The organism is Mucilaginibacter endophyticus (assembly GCF_003351025.1).
Taxonomy (GTDB): Bacteria; Bacteroidota; Bacteroidia; order Sphingobacteriales; family Sphingobacteriaceae; genus Mucilaginibacter; species Mucilaginibacter endophyticus.
This window is the reverse complement of record NZ_QPCG01000004.1, coordinates 632,888-650,884: the sequence shown is the minus strand read 5'-3', so window position 1 is coordinate 650,884 and position 17,997 is coordinate 632,888. Positions and strand designations below refer to the sequence as shown.

The window sequence follows — 17,997 nt, the reverse complement described above, 5'->3', positions numbered from 1 at the left end:
TTGACGATGAAGAATACCGCATTAACCGATATCCACGTAAAAACCGGCGCCAAAATGGTTCCATTTGCCGGTTACAACATGCCCGTTCAATATGCAGGCATTAACGCCGAGCACGAAACTGTGCGTAAGGCAGTTGGCGTTTTTGACGTGAGCCACATGGGCGAGTTCATTTTAAAAGGCGATAACGCGCTTGACCTGATCCAGCGTGTTACCAGCAACGATGCCGCGAAATTATACGACGGCAAAGTGCAGTACTCTTGCCTGCCAAATGAAACCGGCGGTATTGTTGACGACTTATTGGTTTACCGTATCGATGAGAAAACCTATATGCTGGTTGTTAATGCCTCAAACATTGAAAAAGACTGGGACTGGATCTCTAAATACAATACCAATGGTGTAGATATGAAAAACATATCTGATCGTACCTCACTATTGGCCATCCAGGGACCAAAAGCTGCTGAAGCCTTACAAAGCCTTACCGAAGTTGATTTGGTGTCTATGGAATATTACACTTTTCAAAAAGGAACTTTTGCAGGTATTGATAACGTATTGATTTCAGCTACAGGCTATACCGGAGCTGGTGGTTTCGAGATCTATTTTGAAAACCAATACGCAGAGCAGATTTGGGACGCCATTTTCAAAGCCGGCGAGCCATTCGGTATTAAACCAATTGGTTTAGGCGCACGTGATACCTTACGTTTGGAAATGGGCTTTTGCCTTTACGGTAATGATATTGATGATAACACCTCACCGCTTGAAGCCGGCTTGGGCTGGGTTACCAAATTCAACAAAGAATTCACCAATGCCGAAGCTTTACAGGCTCAAAAACAAGCAGGTGTAAGTCGCAAACTGGTTGGCTTTGAAATGATTGACCGTGGTATTCCACGTCATGATTACGCTATTGTTGATGCCGATGGTAACAATATTGGTAAAGTAACTTCGGGTACGCAGTCGCCATCATTACAAAAAGCTATTGGTATGGGCTATGTAGATACCGCTTTCGCTAAAGAAGGTACCGAAATCTACATCAGCATCAGGGACAATAAAATCAAAGCGCAGATTGTAAAACCTCCGTTTTATAAATAGGTCTCGCCCCCTAACCCCCTAAAGGGGGAACTACCTGTAAAGTTTTAAATAAATTACACAACAAATGTCCGAGAATATTAATACACAAACTCCCCTTTCAGGGGGCCGGGGGGCACACGTTTGCCTTACCCCCGCATTGCTGCCACTTTTTAATGTGGAAGATTATATTGTAGTGGTTATTGATATTTTCAGGGCAACATCATCTATATGTTATGGTATTGAAAACGGTGCTGAGGCTATTATACCGGTATCACAAGTTGAGGAGTGTGCCGCGTATAGAGAGAAAGGGCTGGATTACCTTCTTGCCGCCGAGCGCGACGGATCGGTAGTTGATGGTTTTGATTTTGGCAACTCGCCATTTTCATACACTAAAGAAAAAGTAGCCGGTAAAACAATCGTGCTAACTACTACAAACGGCACGCACGCGCTTCATTTATCACGAAGTGCTAAAAAGATTGTTATCGGTTCGTTCCTGAACCTTACCGCCTTAAGCAACTGGCTTAACACCCAAAATGAAAACATCCTGCTGGTATGTGCCGGCTGGAAAAATAATTTCAACCTGGAAGACACCCTGTTTGCAGGCGCTGTGGTTGACCAGTTAAAAGATAAAGGTTTTGTACTTGACGATGCCGCTATTGCAGCCAACGATCTTTTCCAGGCTGGGAAAAACGATATCAATGTTTATCTCAAGAAAACATCCCACGGCGAACGCCTTAAGAAATTAGGCATCGAAAAAGATATTGAGTTTTGCTTACAAATTGATTTTACTACGGCTATTCCAATTTTAGAAGGGGAGAAGCTGGTGAAATTGGCGGTATAAAGAAGCGATATTTAAAAAACAACACTGAGCGAAGGCCTGTCAGTCTGAGCTTGTCGAAGACTCGCGCGCAGAGGCCTTCCCACCATGCTTCGACAGGCTCAGCATGACAGCCTTTTTTAAAACGTCATTGCGAGTTACGAAGCAATCCCAAACTTTACAGGTCGAACCTAATCGGGGATTGCTTCGTACCTCGCAATGACGTTTTCTTTTTATTTACGCCGCGGTAAACTCCACCAAGGCCTTTTCAATCCTGCTGATGGTTTCTTCTTTACCAAGCAGGGCAACGATATCAAATACATGCGGGCCAAATTTGCCACCTACCAGCATAATGCGGAATGGCAGCATCACATCGCCCACCTTTAAGCCTTTTTGCTCACCAAGTGCTTTGAACTTAGCCTCCAGTTCATGCGCATCGATAGTAGATTCATTATTTAACAGGGCGATGAACTCGCGATAAAACTCTGTTTTGGTATCAGTCCACTTAGGTTTTACCGCGTTAATATCATACTCCTTTGGCTGCTCAAAAAAGAAGCCTGCCTGCTGATAAAAATCAGGCAGTAACACACAACGGTCTTTGATCAACCCGATAACTTTTGCCAGGTACACATCGTCGTTAACAACAACGCCTTTATCAGCAAACACTTTTATAACATCCGACTTCAAACTTTCAACTTCCGACTTCTTAATCCACTCGGCGTTGAACCATTTGGCTTTTTCAAAATCAAACTTAGCGCCTGATTTATTAACACGCTCTATCGAGAATTTTTCAATCAGTTCGTCAAGCGTAAAAATTTCCTGCTCGGTACCATCGTTCCAGCCTAAAGTTGCCAGCAGGTTCAGGAATGCTTCAGGCAAAAAGCCCAATTCACGGAAGCCCTGCGTTAATTCGCCCGATTTTGCATCAAACCAGTTCATAGCATAAACCGGGAAGCCCAAACGGGCGCCATCGCGCTTGCTCAGTTTGCCATGTCCATCCGGTTTTAATATCAGCGGTAAATGCGCCCATTGCGGCATATCGGCTTTCCAGCCTAAATATTCCCAAAGCAGTAAATGCACGGGGGCAGATGGCAACCATTCCTCGCCGCGGAAAGCGTGGGTGATTTTCATCAAGTAATCATCCACAACAACGGCCAAATGGTAAGTAGGCATACCATCGGCTTTCAATAATACTTTATCATCAACCTGGCTGGTTTCAAAGCTCACGTGGCCACGGATCATGTCGTTAAAATTAACGGTTTCGCCCTCCGGCATTTTAATGCGGATCACATGCGGTGTTCCGGCAGCAAGCAATTCATCCACCTCGTGCTGCGGTAATGAAAGCGAGTTTCTTAAAGTATGACGATAAGCTAAGCCGTACTGAAAATTAGGAATTTCCTTACGGTTTTTGTCCAGCTCTTCGGCAGTATCAAAGGCATAATAAGCATGACCTTCCATCACCAGGCGTTCGGCGTATTCGCGGTAAAGCACTTTACGCTCGCTTTGGCGGTATGGCGCATACGGGCCTCCGGCAACTGGGCTTTCATCCGGGTGCAGACCGCACCATTTTAGGCAGTCTAAAATATATTGTTCCGCACCTTCCACGTAACGGGTTTGGTCGGTATCCTCAATTCGTAAAACAAAATCGCCGCCATGTTTTTTGGCGAATAAATAGTTGAACAATACGGTGCGCACACCACCAAGGTGTAAACCACCGGTCGGGCTCGGCGCAAAACGGACTCTTACTTTTTTATCGGTCATGATGGGGGCAAAGATAGGTTATTAAGCGGAAAGCTTATAGTTCATAGATCATGGTTCATAGTATTATAGCAGAAATGGCGCAACTATGAACAATGAACCATCAACTATGAACCACTAACAAAAATTATATTTTACAAAGCAATTTTACGTTATTTGGGCTGTGCCCAGCATGAACCCATATCAACAGAAAAAACGTTGGAAATATTTACTCCTTACGTTTGCCGTAGTAATTGCAATTGGCTCATTGGTTTATACCCGTTACCTGGTAAAAAACATTGCCCGCTCCGAGCGCACACGCGCCCAGGTTTGGGCCATGACGATGAGGCAGTTACTCAATTCGGACGATGACGACTTTTTTAACTACGTAATTGCTGTACGCGACAGCTTAACAGTGCCCGCCATTATTACTGATGAAAAAGGAGAGATCATTTTAAGCCGTGGATTGGACACCTCCAAAGTATACACCAAGCTGGAAGCCGAGTATAAAAAGAAAAAATACGACCCAAGCTATTTTAAGGAAGAACTGGCCTACATGAAGGAGCAGCATGCACCTATCAAATTTAAGGTTTTGGGCGATGACAATTATGTTTACTATAAAGATTCGCCGCTGCTTACGCAGCTTCGGCTCTTTCCATACGTCCAACTCACGGTAATTGCCATATTTTTACTGACGGCCTACACGGCTTTTAGTTCCTCGCGCAAATCGGAGCAGGACCAGGTTTGGGTAGGTTTGGCCAAGGAAACTGCCCATCAGTTGGGCACGCCCATATCATCGCTCATTGCCTGGATTGAGTTGATGAAGGAGAAATTTAACGCCGAAGACGATGTGCTGATAGCCGAGATGGAGAACGATGTAAAACGCCTGGAAATTGTGGCGGATCGTTTTTCTAAAATAGGCTCCAAATCAGTTTTGGAAGAGCACGGTGTTTATGCTGTAGTGAAAGATTTTGTTGATTACTTTAAAGTCCGCGTAAGCAAAAACATCAGCTTTGAACTTACCGGAAACCCACACTTAAAAGCCGGACTTAACATTCCGCTGTTTGATTGGGTGATAGAAAATATACTAAAAAATGCCGTTAACGCCATTGAGGGCAAGGGCAGTATCAAGGTGGAGATCAGCGGAAACAAGGTAAAAAACCAGATCTTTATTGATATTACGGATACCGGCAAAGGTATCCCGCGTTCAAAATTCGATACCGTTTTTCAACCGGGCTATACTACGCGCAAGCGGGGCTGGGGACTGGGCTTATCGCTTACCAAACGTATAGTGGAGAACTACCATAACGGGCAAATTTTTGTGAAAGATTCGGAAGTAGGGAAGGGAACAACTTTCAGGATAGTATTAAAAAACACGCGCAATGATAACAAAACCAAAACCAGGTGATTATTCGCCATTTGCAGCGGGATATGTAGGGCTTGTTGGCGACAATGATGTAATTAACATGCTTGAACAGCAAATGGATACCAGCTACAAGCTGTTCAGCAATTTAACCAACGAGCAGGGTTTATATGCCTACGCTCCGGACAAATGGACAGTTAAACAGGCTTTGGGCCACATGATTGATACCGAGCGAACCTTTGCCTACCGCGCGCTGGTATTTTCACGCAACTATACCGAACTACCTGGTTTTGATCAGGACGTATATGTTAACAACACCGATTTTAATAGCCAGGATATAAAAGACCTTGCCGAAGAGTTCCGGGCCTTACGCCAGGGTAACCTGTATATGGTTAAAGCTTTCACCGATGAGCAATTAGCCCGCACCGGGATTGCCAGTAACCACCTTTTTACCGTTGCATCATTTGTGTATATGCTGGCCGGACATGAACGTCATCATTTAAATTTATTTAAAGAGCGGTACGGGATTGAGTAGAACACTCAAAATACTTTTCTGGCAATCAGCCATCCGTGCTTTACAGCGATAACTCTCAACAAAAAAAGCCCCGTTCTTTTGACCGGGGCTTTACTCACTAATGTGTTATTATAATTTCTCGATACGCTGCTCTTCTTTATCAAGCACTTCCCTTTTTTCGATGCGGTATGATAAAAACAGACCGGCTCCTCCAAAAACAGCTATTAGCGATACATATAAAAAGAAAACATCGTCATCAAAACTATTGAATATACCACGGTTTAAAACATAGGCTAAAAACAAGCCGATACCTGAACCGATGAGCAGCAAGCCCCATTTTAAATTTTGATAAGGAGCCGACTGCGGTTTATAACTCCTTGGATCCATGTTTCTTTCGATCATTGCTAATTTCTCCCGTTTGTTTAAATAAACGATCCCGAAGATCATTGCGAATAAGCTGAGGGGTATTATTATTCCTGCTAATACACCCAATTCACCTGCGCCCATAATATTTGTTTTTTTAATTAAGTTAATATTGTTCTTTATCTCTGCAAATACCCCGTTGTGGCGTATTTGTAAACTATGACCACACGTTTTTTAAACAGGTTACACCCAAAATAAAAAAATAATAAACTTTTGTTTATTGACAGAAATGAGCACCTGATAACATATTTAAAAGCGGCTGTCATTCTGAGCGAAAGCGAAGAATCTTCTTCAATATACAGAGCCGTCGTGCATGGTGTAGAAGATCCTTCGTACCTACCCATGACATAATTAAAACCGGATGTTTTTCGCAGCAGAGCAGCTTCGGGTGAAAGCGGGCAGAACAATGTGGGGAACGTGCGGCTGCAGGGGCATAGCAAGTTTTTGCAGAAGCTGGGGATAGGGCGAATCGGGGCAAAATAATTGCAGCCCGTGGTTCTGTTCGTTTTGCAGGGCAAGGGCCGGGCGGTGGACTTAGGGTAGGGTGTGCGCAAAGAAGCCTTTCTGCTGCAAGCCTTTTTGGGTACTTTTGTGGCGACAAAAGTACCTGGCCCCGCGCGGCCAAGAGCGCGACGATGTAAGTTCATTACAACAATAGTCGTTACCTGCCTCTGCGCGATTGCTTCGTGCCTTATAATGACGCGGCGGATATGTCATTTGACCTTCACCGATCTCTATTTTCTTCCACCCAGCATGACAAAATTTTTATATGTGGATCAACAGAATCAATCAACTTAAAATTTCGTAGTACATTTGCCTTAATGATTAGTGCGGCTACTTCTTTTAACCTGCTGGGGCAGGATCTTTTATTATTACCACAAAAAGCTATTTACTGGCATCAACAAAACGCCCTGATCATTGCAGATGTGCATTTGGGCAAGGTTGGGCATTTCCGCAAGGCGGGCATAGCAGTACCGCGCGATATGGAGCAAAGCGACCTGGCTGTACTGTCGGACCTGATTTACGAATACAAACCGGAGAAGTTAATTTTTCTGGGGGATCTGTTCCATAGCGATATGAATAACGATTGGGATTGGTTTATTCTTTGGAGAAGCCAGTTCCCGGCATTACAGATTGTGCTGATCCGGGGCAATCATGATATCATTGCCGATAAACATTACCACAACCTGAATATCGAGCTGCACGACGAACTATTGATAGGCCCATTCCTGATGATGCACCATCCGCTGGCCAATGATCAGGAGGAAAAAGCGGGTTACGTTTTCTGCGGGCACATCCACCCCGGGGTAAACCTGAGCGGCAAGGCGCGCCAAAGCATTACGCTCCCTTGTTTTGCCTTTGGAAGCAAACAGGGGGTCTTGCCCTCGTTCGGAAAATTTACCGGCCGGATAGCTATCCGCAGTGTTCAAACCGACAGGATCTTCGCCGTTTTAAAAGATAAGGTTGTGGCTATTGCTTAACGATGCTTTTTTAAATACTGCTGAACTTCTAAATAAACCTGGCTAAAAGTAATGTCCCGCTCAATGATATGCCAATCGCCATCAACCAAATCATAGCGTGGCAGCCGGGTTACGCTCCAGTTCTGGGTATTAGGCGAATCATCGCCTTTCAGGTCTGATACCTGTGTCCAGGTTATTTTATCTTCATCAACGGCGGTTGTCCACCAATCCCGTTTGGTATCCATCGATACGCTGATCACTTCAAAGCCACCTTTGCCGAGGTCTTTAAGCATAGTTTTAATTTCAGCATGGTTGATCCGGGCAATCTGGTTTCCTGCCCTCCAAAAGTCCACCAGGAAAATTTTCTTGTGCATGCCCTTCGGATCAAAAGGCTTACCATCTATCAATTTCCCTGCAATGGGTGGCGCTTCGTGGCCGGGTACCAATTTTATCAGTTTACTTAATTTATCACCAATCTCTTTGCCATCTTCGGTAGCCTTAACTGCCGGGCTAAATTTCTGGTAGATCTTGTTATAAAAAACCGGATCGCTTTCATAATCCTGCCTCAGCATAACATGCGCGCCTATGGTATTCTGTGGGTTTTCGGTTACATACTTTTCAAATGCCTGCTCCACTATACCATACTTTTTACCCTCCAGTTCAGATACCGAATTAAGGAGGGCGTTAAACTGATCCTTGGGTAAGGCATCAGATGCTTTACTGTTAACTTTAGCGTTTAGCTCGGCCAGTTTTTGGTTCAGGTCGCCATTCATCTGGTCAACCATGGTATAAAATGCTGTTAACTGCTGTTGCGTAGCAGATGAGGGGGCGGTTATTTTGGGGTAATTTGCAAGCTTATCCGCTTCGGCCTCAATGGAATATTTCCCATCTTCCAGGTAAATCTCAAAGGGATTGTGCTGCTCCCGCGAATTGGCATCATCGGTTATATCCATCACATAATAGCCGGGCACCTCAAGCACCTTGCTTTCTATATGAAATTTGCCATCTTTAATATTTACTCCGTAAAGCGAGTTTTTTGAATGGTCTTTAACAATAAATACGCCGCTTTTAACGCCTTTAGCGGTTCCTTCAAACTCAACATGAGCGTATTTGGTAGTGCATCCGCTGATGGTAAGGGCAAGTAAAACAACCGAAAAATATTTCATAGATAAAATTTAGACAGCACTAATATAGTACAACAGGCATAATTGGCATAAAAAAAGAACGCATTGCTTTAGATTGATTCTAAATAGATTTTTGGTGTTCAATAAGCCAAAACCTCTTCTATGTTTTGTTATTTAATAAATACTTTTGCCTTATAAATCCAATTCATAATGAGCGAATTCAAACAAACCTTAAACTCGTCGCTGGGCAAAAAGCTGATCATGGCTTTAACAGGCTTGTTTCTGTGCACGTTTTTAATTGTGCACGTAGGCGGCAACCTGCTATTGTTTAACAACGATAACGGTTTCAGTTTTAACGTGTATGCCAACTTCCTTACGCATTTCCCGCCTATTGAAGTTATAGCATACCTGTTGTACCTTTCTATTTTGGTGCATGCACTATACGGCCTGATCCTGACTGTCAAAAACCGTAAAGCCCGCCCGGTACGCTATGCAGTAGCGGCAAAATCTGATGCCTCATGGTCATCAAAAAACATGGGCCTTTTAGGTTCAATCATGTTCCTGTTTATCGTTATCCACATGGGCGATTTCTGGTTCCGTTACCACAACGACAAAACCATGGGCTTTAAAGAGTACCGTACCGATCTGGCAACAGGCGAAACAAAAGTTAGTGATTATACTCCTGCTAACGCCGAATTCAGTCACTCGGTATCAACCGAAAACAATGTGGAAGTTGTTAGGGTAAAGGACTTGCACGCACGTGTTGCTTATAGCTTCAGCAACCTTATTTACGTTATATTTTACGTAATAGCCATGGGCGCTGTAGCATTTCACTTGTTACATGGTTTCCAGAGCGCGTTCCGTACGCTGGGCTGGGTACACCGTAAATATACTCCGGTAGTTTATTTTATTGGCACATGGCTGTTCGCGGTTATTATTCCGCTTGCTTTTGCCGCCATGCCGGTTTATTATTACTATTTATCAACCCAGGGAGCTCACTAAGTTTAGCTGGCCAAAAGCCATAAACATAAATACAAAAAGAGATGACATTAGATGCTAAAATTCCTCAAGGCCCATTAGCCGAAAAATGGAGCAAGCATAAATTTGATCTGAAGCTGGTTAACCCCGCCAACAAGCGTAAATACGATATCATTATTGTAGGTACCGGCTTGGCAGGCGCTTCGGCAGCTGCCACCTTGGGCGAGCTGGGTTACAACGTTAAGGCATTTTGTTTTCAGGACAGCCCCCGCCGTGCGCACTCTATTGCGGCACAAGGTGGTATCAATGCCGCTAAAAACTATCAGAACGACGGCGACAGTGTTTTCCGTTTATTTTACGATACCATTAAAGGCGGCGACTACCGCGCCCGCGAATCAAACGTTCACCGTTTGGCCGAAGTTTCGGTAAACATTATTGACCAGTGCGTTGCACAAGGCGTACCTTTTGCCCGCGAATACGGCGGCTTGCTGGATAACCGTTCATTCGGAGGTTCACAGGTATCCCGTACTTTCTACGCAAGGGGCCAGACAGGACAGCAGCTTTTATTAGGCGCTTACTCTGCCCTTAACCGCCAGATCCATGCCGGTAAGGTAAAAATGTATACCCGCCACGAAATGCTTGACGTGGTAACTATCGACGGCCACGCCAAAGGTATTGTTACCCGTAATATGCTAACCGGCGCCATTGATACCCACGATGGTCATGCGGTATTGTTATGTACCGGCGGTTACAGCAACGTATTCTACCTGTCAACAAACGCTATTGGCTCAAACGTAACGGCAGCCTGGAGGGCACACAAACGCGGTGCTTTCTTCGGTAACCCTTGCTATACTCAAATTCACCCAACCTGTATCCCGGTAACCGGCGATCACCAGTCTAAGCTAACGCTGATGTCTGAGTCGCTGCGTAACGACGGTAGGGTATGGGCTCCTAAAACTGTTGAAATTGCCGAGCAATTACGCAAAGGCACTTTGAAAGCAGACCAGGTTAAAGAGGACGATCGCGATTATTTCCTTGAGCGTAAATACCCGGCTTTCGGTAACCTTGTTCCGCGCGACGTGGCTTCACGTAACGCTAAGGAAATGGTTGAAGAAGGTAAAGGTGTAGGAGGTTCGGGCTTCGCAGTATTCCTTGACTTTGCCGATGCTATTAAGCGTTTAGGCGAAGAAACCGTTAAAGCCAAATACGGTAACTTGTTTGATATGTATATCCAGATCACCGATGAGAACCCGTATAAACAGCCAATGCGTATTTACCCTGCGGTTCACTATACCATGGGCGGTCTTTGGGTTGATTATAACCTGAGCACTACAATCCCCGGCTTATATGCTTTGGGCGAGTGTAACTTCTCTGATCACGGTGCTAACCGCCTTGGTGCATCTGCACTGATGCAGGGTTTATCAGATGGCTACTTCGTGATCCCTTATACCCTTGGTGATTACCTGGCTAAGATCGGCCCTAAAAAGGTTGACACTAACCACCCAGCTTTTGCAGCCACCAAAAAAGACGTAGTTGACCACGTAAATAAATTACTGGCCCTTAAAGGTACTAAAACTACTAACGAATACCACCGCGAGCTTGGCCACATTATGTGGGAATATTGCGGTATGGCCCGTACCGACGAAGGTTTGAGAAAAGCAAAAGGCCTGATTCAGGCATTGAAAGCTGATTTCTGGAAAAACGCTATCGTAACCGGCGAAAACGAAGAGGTAAATGCTTCGTTAGAAAGAGCTGGCCGCGTGGCCGATTTCATTGAACTTGGCGAGCTGATGATAGATGACGCTTTAATGCGTAAAGAATCATGCGGTGGCCACTTCAGGGTTGAATCACAAACTGCAGATGGCGAAGCACTACGTGATGATGAAAACTTCGCGTTTGTAGCTGCCTGGGAATTCAAAGGTGAAAATCAGCCGGAAGAATTGCATAAAGAGCAATTGACATTTGAAGCAGTTCACCTGTCTCAAAGAAACTATGCTTAATTAGAGAATGGTTGATTAGGTGGGTGGTTGATAAAGTTAAACCCTTCACCCAATCAACTACTCACTCAATCAACAAAAACAACGATAACTCAAATCTAAAACAAAGATGAGTAACGGAAATATGAACCTGACGCTTAAAGTATGGCGTCAAAAAAATGCTCAAACCTCGGGTAAATTTGTAAGCTACAAAGCCGAAAATATTTCGCCTGACATGTCGTTCCTTGAAATGCTCGACGTGGTTAACGAAAGCCTTACCCATAAAGGCGATGAGCCAATTAACTTTGACCACGACTGCCGCGAGGGTATCTGCGGTATGTGTTCATTATATATCAACGGCCACCCACACGGACCAAAACGCGGTATCACTACCTGCCAGCTGCACATGCGTACCTTCCACGATGGCGAAACTATCACCATTGAGCCATGGCGCGCTGAAGCATTCCCTATCGTAAAAGACTTAGCGGTTGACCGTTCAGCTTTTGACAGGATCCAGCAGGCAGGCGGTTACGTTTCGGTAAACACAGGTGGTGTACCCGATGGTAATGCAATCCCAATCCCTAAGGTTATTGCCGATGAGGCTTTCAACTCGGCTACCTGTATCGGTTGCGGAGCATGCGTTGCGGCTTGTAAAAATGCTTCGGCAATGCTGTTCGTATCAGCTAAGATCACCCAGTTAGGTTTATTACCACAAGGTCAGCCAGAGCGCTACCGTCGTGTGCAATCAATGGTTGCTCAAATGGACGAAGAAGGTTTTGGTAGCTGTACCAACACCGGCGCCTGCGAAGCCGAGTGCCCTAAGGAAATTAAATTGACCAACATTGCCCGCATGAACAACGACTATTTCAGCGCGAAACTGTTCAGGGAAGATGAAGTACACGAACAGGGTCATTAATTGACCTTTTGTTTAAGATATAGTAACGGCCCGGTTTATCCGGGCCGTTTTTGTTTTAAGAGTAATACAAACAGACATAAACCATGTCATTGCGAGGAACGAAGCAATCGCACGGAAGCATAGCCGCTCTGTATAGCATGCGATTGCCGCGCTGCGCTAGCAATGACATTTTTTTACCTTCATCATTTTTATAATAACATTGTTAATCTTTTACTTACTTATGTTCCCAAAATCATAAATTTAATTCACGAAAATTACAAGCCCAGCATCCACATGCAAATCGACCCCGAAAACCACGTTAACAAACTTTGCGGGCAAGGAATGTTATTAGAAGGCGAAGGCAAACCAAATGAAGCATCGGCCCTGTTCCATCAGGCATGGGATGAAGCAACCAATACCACAGAAAAGTTTATTGCCGCCCACTACGTTGCCCGGCACCAACAAAGTGTTGCAGATAAACTAAAATGGGATGAAACAGCTCTAAACCTTGCGCTTGGTATAGAAGGGGACGAGGTAAAAGCGGTTTATCCCTCACTTTACCTTAACATAGCTAAATGCCATGAGGATCTGAAGAACCTTGACAAGGCGCTTGAAAACTATCAATTGGGTTTAAGTTTCACCCGGTTTTTGCCTGATGATGGTTATGGCAATATGATCAGGGCAGGGATTAACAATGGGATAGAGCGGGTAAGCATCCTCTAAGAGGTTAAAAGCGATTCTAAAAATCACATCATTTATAAGACACGAAGCAGTTACGCAATGGACATGGCGTTTGTTTCAGTCCTTTTATTTTGTATATTTTTGCAGCATGACTAAAATCTACCATAGTCCCGCTATGCTAAGTTCAGTTAAGCATGCTTTTTATTTACGTCACAAAAGCTTGTCAACCAAAAATCAATCGCTTAATAACTTAGGATGAAGCCTTCTTTACGTCTTTTCGACTTTTCGCAAAAAATCAACTATAAAAAAGAGGTCCTGGCCGGATTAACGGTAGCCATGACCATGATGCCCGAATCATTATCGTTTGCTATCCTTGCCGGCTTTCCGCCGCTGATGGGATTGTATGCCGCCTTTATCATGGGCTTGATAACTTCCATATTCGGTGGCAGACCAGGACTGGTATCCGGCGGGGCAGGGGCAACCGTTGTGGTGCTTATCGCCCTCATGAAATCGTACGGGTTGGAGTATGTTTTCGCGGCGGTGGCCTTGGCTGGTGTAGTACAAATTCTGGTCGGCTTGTTTAAACTGGGCAAGTTTATCCGCCTGGTGCCGCAGCCGGTAATGTACGGCTTTGTTAACGGTCTCGCCGTTATCATTTTCATGGCTCAACTGGAGCAATTTAAAACCGTAGTTAACGGCCAGGAAATCTGGCTCAGTGGCACGCCGCTGCTAATCATGGCCGGGTTGGTAGCTCTAACCATCGCCATAGTAATTATTTTACCTAAGCTCACCAAAGCTGTTCCTCCATCGCTTGTGGCTATTATTGTAGTGTTTGCACTGGTTTTTGGTTTCGGGATCCATACCAAAACAGTAAGAGATATCGCGGCAGTAAGCGGGGGCTTTCCTCCGTTTCATATCCCGGCTATCCCACTTAGTATCGATACATTAAAAATCATTTTCCCTTACGCGCTCATCATGGCAGGAGTTGGCCTTACCGAAGGCTTGTTAACCTTAAACCTTGTTGATGAAATGACTGCTACCCGCGGCAACAGCAACCGTGAATGTATTGCCCAGGGAAGCGCAAACATCCTCAATGGTTTCTTTTCGGGCATGGGCGGTTGCCCAATGATTGCTCAAACGTTGGTTAACCTGTCTGCGGGCTCACGGGCGAGGTTATCAGGTATCATAGCATCTCTGACCATCCTGTTTATTATATTCTTCGGTGCGCCGGTTATTGAAAAGTTACCTATGGCCGCGCTTACCGGGGTGATGATCATGGTGGCCATTAGTACTTTTGAATGGATCAGTTTCCGCATCATTAATAAAATGCCTAAACAGGATGTATTTGTTGGGATCCTGGTAGCACTAATTACGATAAGGCTGCACAACCTTGCCCTTGCGGTATTGATAGGCGTTATTATTTCGGCGTTGGTTTTTGCATGGGAGAGCGCCAAACGCATCCGGGCGCGCAAATACATTGATGAAGCGGGTGTAAAGCATTATGAAATATACGGCCCATTGTTTTTTGGTTCGGTGATGGCGTTTAATGAAAAGTTTGACATCGCGGGTGATCCGGAAGCAGTAGTGATCGACTTTAAAGATAGCCGCATCGCGGATATGTCGGGCATTGAGGCGCTAAACAAACTCACCGAAAAATATCGCCAGGCCGGCAAGAAACTACAGCTAAAACACGTAAGCGAAGATTGCGTAACACTGCTCAAAAACGCCGAAGGGATCATCAACGTTAACATCCTCGAAGATCCATCTTATCGGGTGGTGGTTGAAAAATAGCGACGATTTTTCCATAACAATAAAGGCCCGGAAAATCCGGGCCTTTATTGTATCATCTATTTAAGATCGCAGGCACATTATTGCCTTTTAACCATCTTATTTGGGCCCGTAAGTAACCACTGGTACAATCATTTCTTCTAACGAGATCCCTCCGTGCTGGAAGGTTTCGTTGTAGAAATTCACAAAGTGGTTATAGTTGTTCGGGTATACGAAATAGCTGTCTTCCTTGGCAAAAACAAAGCTTGAGCTAATGTGCAACCTTGGCAGCATGGCATCATGCGGGTTGCGGATATGGAACACCTCTTTGGCATTATAGTTCAGGTTTTTACCTTGTTTATAACGCAGGTTAGTGTTGGTATTCCTGTCGCCCACAATTTTACTCGGGTTTTTTACGCGGATAGTACCGTGATCGGTAGTGATCACTACACGTACTTGTTTCTGCGCTAAATATTTTAACAAGTCAAACAATGGCGAGTGCTCAAACCATGACAGTGTTAATGAACGGTAAGCAGCGTCGTCACTCGCCAGCTCACGGATCATCTGCATGTCGGTACGGGCATGCGACAGCATATCCACAAAGTTGTAAACGATCACATTAAGCTCATTGTTCATGAGGTTATTTACCGACTCGTTAAGAGCACGACCTTCGTCAATGTTCAGGATCTTGTGGTATGAATGTTTACAATCTTTACGTAATACACGCTTCAGGTGATCGGCCAAAAACTCGGCCTCGTAAAGGTTTTTACCACCTTCATCCTCATCGTTTTGCCACATGGATGGATAGCGTTTTTCCATATCCAAAGGCATCAGGCCAGAGAAGATGGAGTTACGCGCATATTGTGTTGCCGTTGGCAGGATACTGTAATAAGTATCTTCTTCCTCCAGCCTGAAATATTCAGAAATAATGGGGTTAATGATCTTAAACTGATCATACCTCAGGTTATCTATCAAAATAAAAAACAGCGGGCCTTTGCCATCCAGCTTAGGAAATACCTTCTTTTTAAATAATTGAGGCGATGAGGTTGGCGCCAGGTCCGGATTTTTGATCCAGTTCAGGTAATTGCGTTCCACAAACTTGCAAAACTGCATATTGGCTTCGGCCTTTTGCAGCGTCAGGATTTCGTGCATGCCAGCATCCTCCAGCTTTTCAAGCTCAAGCTCCCAGTAAATCAATTTTTTGTAAACGTCAACCCATTCCTGGTGGCTCAAGTTATCGTTAAGTGTCATGCCCAGTGTCCGGAAATCCATCTGGTAAGCCATGGTGGTTTTCTCGGTTACAAGGCGCTTGTTCTCGGTCAACTTTTTAATGGTCAACAATATCTGCTTAGGATGTACCGGCTTAATCAGGTAGTCGTCTATCTTGGAGCCGATGGCATCTTCCATCAGGTATTCTTCCTCGTTTTTGGTGATCAGCACTATAGGCACATCATTATTGATGTTCTTGATCTGCTGCAAGGTTTCCAAACCGGTAAGGCCTGGCATGTTCTCATCAAGAAAAACCAGGTCGAAATAGTTGCTCTTGAACGAGTCAACAGCATCGTAGCCATTGGTTACGGTAGTTACTTTATAGCCCTTTTCGCCCAGGAAAAGTATATGTGGTCTTAGCAGGTCAATTTCGTCATCGGCCCATAAAATGGTGGTGTCTTGCATGGTATGTATATGTTAAGGTCAGAACCGGAATTTATCGAATGAATGAATTCATCGAATTTTAGTTCATCCGGCGTACAAATATCGGATTGAAATTCAGGTAATTCTTTAATTCGAAAAATTCGAGTTCAGACAAATTCCGCGAATTCTGATTCAGACAATAAACCCCAAAGAGATGTATTTGTTGTTGCACAGTAAAGGTATTAACAAAATTTAACAAACCTGACGCTCTTATTTTACCTTTGTTTTACATTTTTGCATTTACACAAGCAACATTGAATAAAAAGAAAATAATTAACGACCCGGTTTATGGTTTCATCAGTATCCCTACCGAACTGATATTTGACCTTATATCCCATCCATACTTTCAGCGGTTACGTTATATAAAGCAACTAGGCATGACCCACCTGGTTTATCCCGGCGCGCTGCACACCCGTTTCCATCATGCATTAGGGGCGATGTACCTGATGGATACAGCACTCGAAACACTACGCAGCAAAGGCCATCAGATCTCGGCCGAAGAGGAAGAAGCCGTAACCATTGCCATACTACTGCATGATATCGGTCACGGGCCATTTTCGCACGCTTTGGAAAATACCATAATTGATGGCATAGCCCATGAGGATATTTCATCAATGCTGATGAATAAGCTTAACGCGAGGTTTGAAGGTAAGCTTACCATGGCTATCGATATTTTTAATGATACCTATCCGCGTAAGTTTTTGCACCAACTGGTATCCAGTCAATTGGATATGGACAGGCTGGATTACCTTAATCGCGACAGTTTCTTTACCGGGGTATCCGAAGGTGTGATCAGCTCCGAGCGTATCATCAAAATGCTTAATGTTAAAAACGATCATGTAGTGGTTGATGAAAAAGGCATTTATTCGATAGAAAAATTTCTGATTGCCCGCAGGTTGATGTACTGGCAGGTTTATCTGCATAAAACAGTAATAGCAGGCGAGGAGGTACTCACCAAAATCTTCAGGCGTGGCCGGGAGTTGATATCGCAGGGCGAAAACCTATTCGCGACACCCGCGTTGATGCATTTTTTAAAGAACCGCATCAGTCGCGAGGCATTTATGAATGAAGACCGCCACCTGGAAACTTTTGCCTGTTTGGATGATACCGATATTATGGCCTCGGTAAAAGTGTGGGCTTACCATCCCGACCTGGTACTTTCTCACTTATGTAAAAACCTGGTACAGCGCAATCTTTTCAGGGTTGATATCACCAATGATTGTCCGGACGAGGCCTTTGTTGAACAGCTTCGTCAAAAAGCGATGCAGAAATATGGTATAAGCTATGAAGATGCCGCGGCATACTTTGTGTTCACCACATCCATCCGCAATAATGCTTACAACCAGAACGATGGCAACATTTGCATATTAATGAAAAATGGCCAGGTAAAAGATATTGCCGAAGCCAGTGATAATTCAAACCTGGTAGCTTTGGCAAAAACAGTAAAAAAACATATCCTTTGCTATAATAAGGAGTTGTTGAATAATTAGTTCTAAGCCTTAAGC

Annotated in this window: 15 protein-coding genes; 11 read left to right on the top strand and 4 right to left on the bottom strand. The window is 44.4% G+C overall.

Features of this window, described 5'->3' with window-relative positions; genetic code table 11:
* The first annotated feature begins 6 nt into the window (after window positions 1-6).
* The gene (gene gcvT / locus DUL71_RS19710; protein WP_112572746.1) at window positions 7-1,086 is read left to right on the top strand and encodes a glycine cleavage system aminomethyltransferase GcvT; all 1,080 of its coding nucleotides are present in this window, start codon (window positions 7-9) and stop codon (window positions 1,084-1,086) included.
* Between the two features lie 64 nt (window positions 1,087-1,150).
* Window positions 1,151-1,906: a 2-phosphosulfolactate phosphatase gene (locus tag DUL71_RS19705; RefSeq protein ID WP_114939687.1), complete on the top strand. Its 756-nt coding sequence runs from the start codon at window positions 1,151-1,153 to the stop codon at window positions 1,904-1,906.
* A gap of 213 nt (window positions 1,907-2,119) precedes the next feature.
* Here the strand turns inward: DUL71_RS19705 and gltX are convergent, their stop codons facing one another.
* The gene (gene gltX, locus DUL71_RS19700; protein WP_114939686.1) at window positions 2,120-3,643 is read right to left on the bottom strand and encodes a glutamate--tRNA ligase; all 1,524 of its coding nucleotides are present in this window, start codon (window positions 3,641-3,643) and stop codon (window positions 2,120-2,122) included.
* A 169-nt stretch (window positions 3,644-3,812) separates the two neighbouring features.
* On the opposite strand from gltX, the gene DUL71_RS19695 reads away from it, so the two are divergent.
* Together DUL71_RS19695 and DUL71_RS19690 are read left to right on the top strand one after the other, a co-directional pair.
* Complete coding sequence (locus DUL71_RS19695; RefSeq protein WP_114939685.1) at window positions 3,813-5,027, top strand: sensor histidine kinase; 1,215 nt, start codon at window positions 3,813-3,815, stop codon at window positions 5,025-5,027.
* Window positions 5,002-5,517: a DinB family protein gene (locus tag DUL71_RS19690; protein WP_244228799.1), complete on the top strand. Its 516-nt coding sequence runs from the start codon at window positions 5,002-5,004 to the stop codon at window positions 5,515-5,517. Before DUL71_RS19695 ends, DUL71_RS19690 begins: the two co-directional genes overlap by 26 nt.
* Before the next feature lie 108 nt (window positions 5,518-5,625).
* Here the strand turns inward: DUL71_RS19690 and DUL71_RS19685 are convergent, their stop codons facing one another.
* A complete protein-coding gene (locus DUL71_RS19685; protein ID WP_114939684.1) occupies window positions 5,626-6,003 on the bottom strand; it encodes a DUF6249 domain-containing protein in 378 nt (125 codons plus the stop codon).
* 737 nt (window positions 6,004-6,740) lie between these two features.
* Between DUL71_RS19685 and pdeM the strand changes: the two genes are divergently transcribed.
* Window positions 6,741-7,400: a ligase-associated DNA damage response endonuclease PdeM gene (pdeM, locus tag DUL71_RS19680; protein ID WP_114939683.1), complete on the top strand. Its 660-nt coding sequence runs from the start codon at window positions 6,741-6,743 to the stop codon at window positions 7,398-7,400.
* On the opposite strand, the gene DUL71_RS19675 is transcribed toward pdeM, so the two are convergent.
* Window positions 7,397-8,545, bottom strand: coding sequence for a hypothetical protein (locus DUL71_RS19675; protein ID WP_114939682.1), 1,149 nt, complete (start codon window positions 8,543-8,545; stop codon window positions 7,397-7,399). The genes pdeM and DUL71_RS19675 overlap by 4 nt on opposite strands.
* Window positions 8,546-8,713: 168 nt before the next feature.
* On the opposite strand from DUL71_RS19675, the gene DUL71_RS19670 reads away from it, so the two are divergent.
* The 5 genes from DUL71_RS19670 to DUL71_RS19650 all read left to right on the top strand — a co-directional run bounded on the left by DUL71_RS19670 (window position 8,714) and on the right by DUL71_RS19650 (window position 14,824).
* Complete coding sequence (locus DUL71_RS19670) at window positions 8,714-9,505, top strand: succinate dehydrogenase cytochrome b subunit (protein WP_112572759.1); 792 nt, start codon at window positions 8,714-8,716, stop codon at window positions 9,503-9,505.
* 41 nt (window positions 9,506-9,546) lie between these two features.
* Entirely contained in the window at window positions 9,547-11,481 is a 1,935-nt protein-coding gene (locus tag DUL71_RS19665) for a fumarate reductase/succinate dehydrogenase flavoprotein subunit (protein ID WP_114939681.1), read from the top strand.
* Between the two features lie 106 nt (window positions 11,482-11,587).
* Complete coding sequence (locus DUL71_RS19660; protein ID WP_114939680.1) at window positions 11,588-12,373, top strand: succinate dehydrogenase/fumarate reductase iron-sulfur subunit; 786 nt, start codon at window positions 11,588-11,590, stop codon at window positions 12,371-12,373.
* A 273-nt stretch (window positions 12,374-12,646) separates the two neighbouring features.
* Entirely contained in the window at window positions 12,647-13,075 is a 429-nt protein-coding gene (locus DUL71_RS19655) for an rRNA adenine methyltransferase (protein ID WP_114939779.1), read from the top strand.
* A 213-nt stretch (window positions 13,076-13,288) separates the two neighbouring features.
* A complete protein-coding gene (locus DUL71_RS19650) occupies window positions 13,289-14,824 on the top strand; it encodes a SulP family inorganic anion transporter (protein WP_114939679.1) in 1,536 nt (511 codons plus the stop codon).
* Window positions 14,825-14,920: 96 nt separating this feature from the next.
* Here DUL71_RS19650 and porX read toward each other — a convergent pair whose 3' ends face one another.
* The gene (gene porX, locus DUL71_RS19645) at window positions 14,921-16,474 is read right to left on the bottom strand and encodes a T9SS response regulator signal transducer PorX (RefSeq protein ID WP_112572771.1); all 1,554 of its coding nucleotides are present in this window, start codon (window positions 16,472-16,474) and stop codon (window positions 14,921-14,923) included.
* A 272-nt stretch (window positions 16,475-16,746) separates the two neighbouring features.
* Between porX and DUL71_RS19640 the strand changes: the two genes are divergently transcribed.
* Window positions 16,747-17,982 carry an HD domain-containing protein gene (locus DUL71_RS19640; RefSeq protein ID WP_114939778.1) on the top strand — a complete coding sequence of 412 codons (1,236 nt, stop codon included), beginning with the start codon at window positions 16,747-16,749 and terminating at the stop codon, window positions 17,980-17,982.
* Window positions 17,983-17,997 lie beyond the last annotated feature (15 nt).

Excerpts from the sequence above, each read along its gene's own strand:
- DUL71_RS19670 (WP_112572759.1), top strand. The coding sequence starts at position 8,714 with ATGAGCGAATTCAAACAAACCTTAAACTCGTCGCTGGGCAAAAAGCTG.
- porX (WP_112572771.1), bottom strand. The coding sequence starts at position 16,474 with ATGCAAGACACCACCATTTTATGGGCCGATGACGAAATTGACCTGCTA.
- DUL71_RS19665 (WP_114939681.1), top strand. The coding sequence starts at position 9,547 with ATGACATTAGATGCTAAAATTCCTCAAGGCCCATTAGCCGAAAAATGG.
- DUL71_RS19705 (WP_114939687.1), top strand. The coding sequence starts at position 1,151 with ATGTCCGAGAATATTAATACACAAACTCCCCTTTCAGGGGGCCGGGGG.
- DUL71_RS19655 (WP_114939779.1), top strand. The coding sequence starts at position 12,647 with ATGCAAATCGACCCCGAAAACCACGTTAACAAACTTTGCGGGCAAGGA.
- DUL71_RS19695 (WP_114939685.1), top strand. The coding sequence starts at position 3,813 with ATGAACCCATATCAACAGAAAAAACGTTGGAAATATTTACTCCTTACG.
- pdeM (WP_114939683.1), top strand. The coding sequence starts at position 6,741 with ATGATTAGTGCGGCTACTTCTTTTAACCTGCTGGGGCAGGATCTTTTA.
- DUL71_RS19685 (WP_114939684.1), bottom strand. The coding sequence starts at position 6,003 with ATGGGCGCAGGTGAATTGGGTGTATTAGCAGGAATAATAATACCCCTC.
- gcvT (WP_112572746.1), top strand. The coding sequence starts at position 7 with ATGAAGAATACCGCATTAACCGATATCCACGTAAAAACCGGCGCCAAA.
- gltX (WP_114939686.1), bottom strand. The coding sequence starts at position 3,643 with ATGACCGATAAAAAAGTAAGAGTCCGTTTTGCGCCGAGCCCGACCGGT.
- DUL71_RS19675 (WP_114939682.1), bottom strand. The coding sequence starts at position 8,545 with ATGAAATATTTTTCGGTTGTTTTACTTGCCCTTACCATCAGCGGATGC.
- DUL71_RS19690 (WP_244228799.1), top strand. The coding sequence starts at position 5,002 with ATGATAACAAAACCAAAACCAGGTGATTATTCGCCATTTGCAGCGGGA.
- DUL71_RS19660 (WP_114939680.1), top strand. The coding sequence starts at position 11,588 with ATGAGTAACGGAAATATGAACCTGACGCTTAAAGTATGGCGTCAAAAA.
- DUL71_RS19650 (WP_114939679.1), top strand. The coding sequence starts at position 13,289 with ATGAAGCCTTCTTTACGTCTTTTCGACTTTTCGCAAAAAATCAACTAT.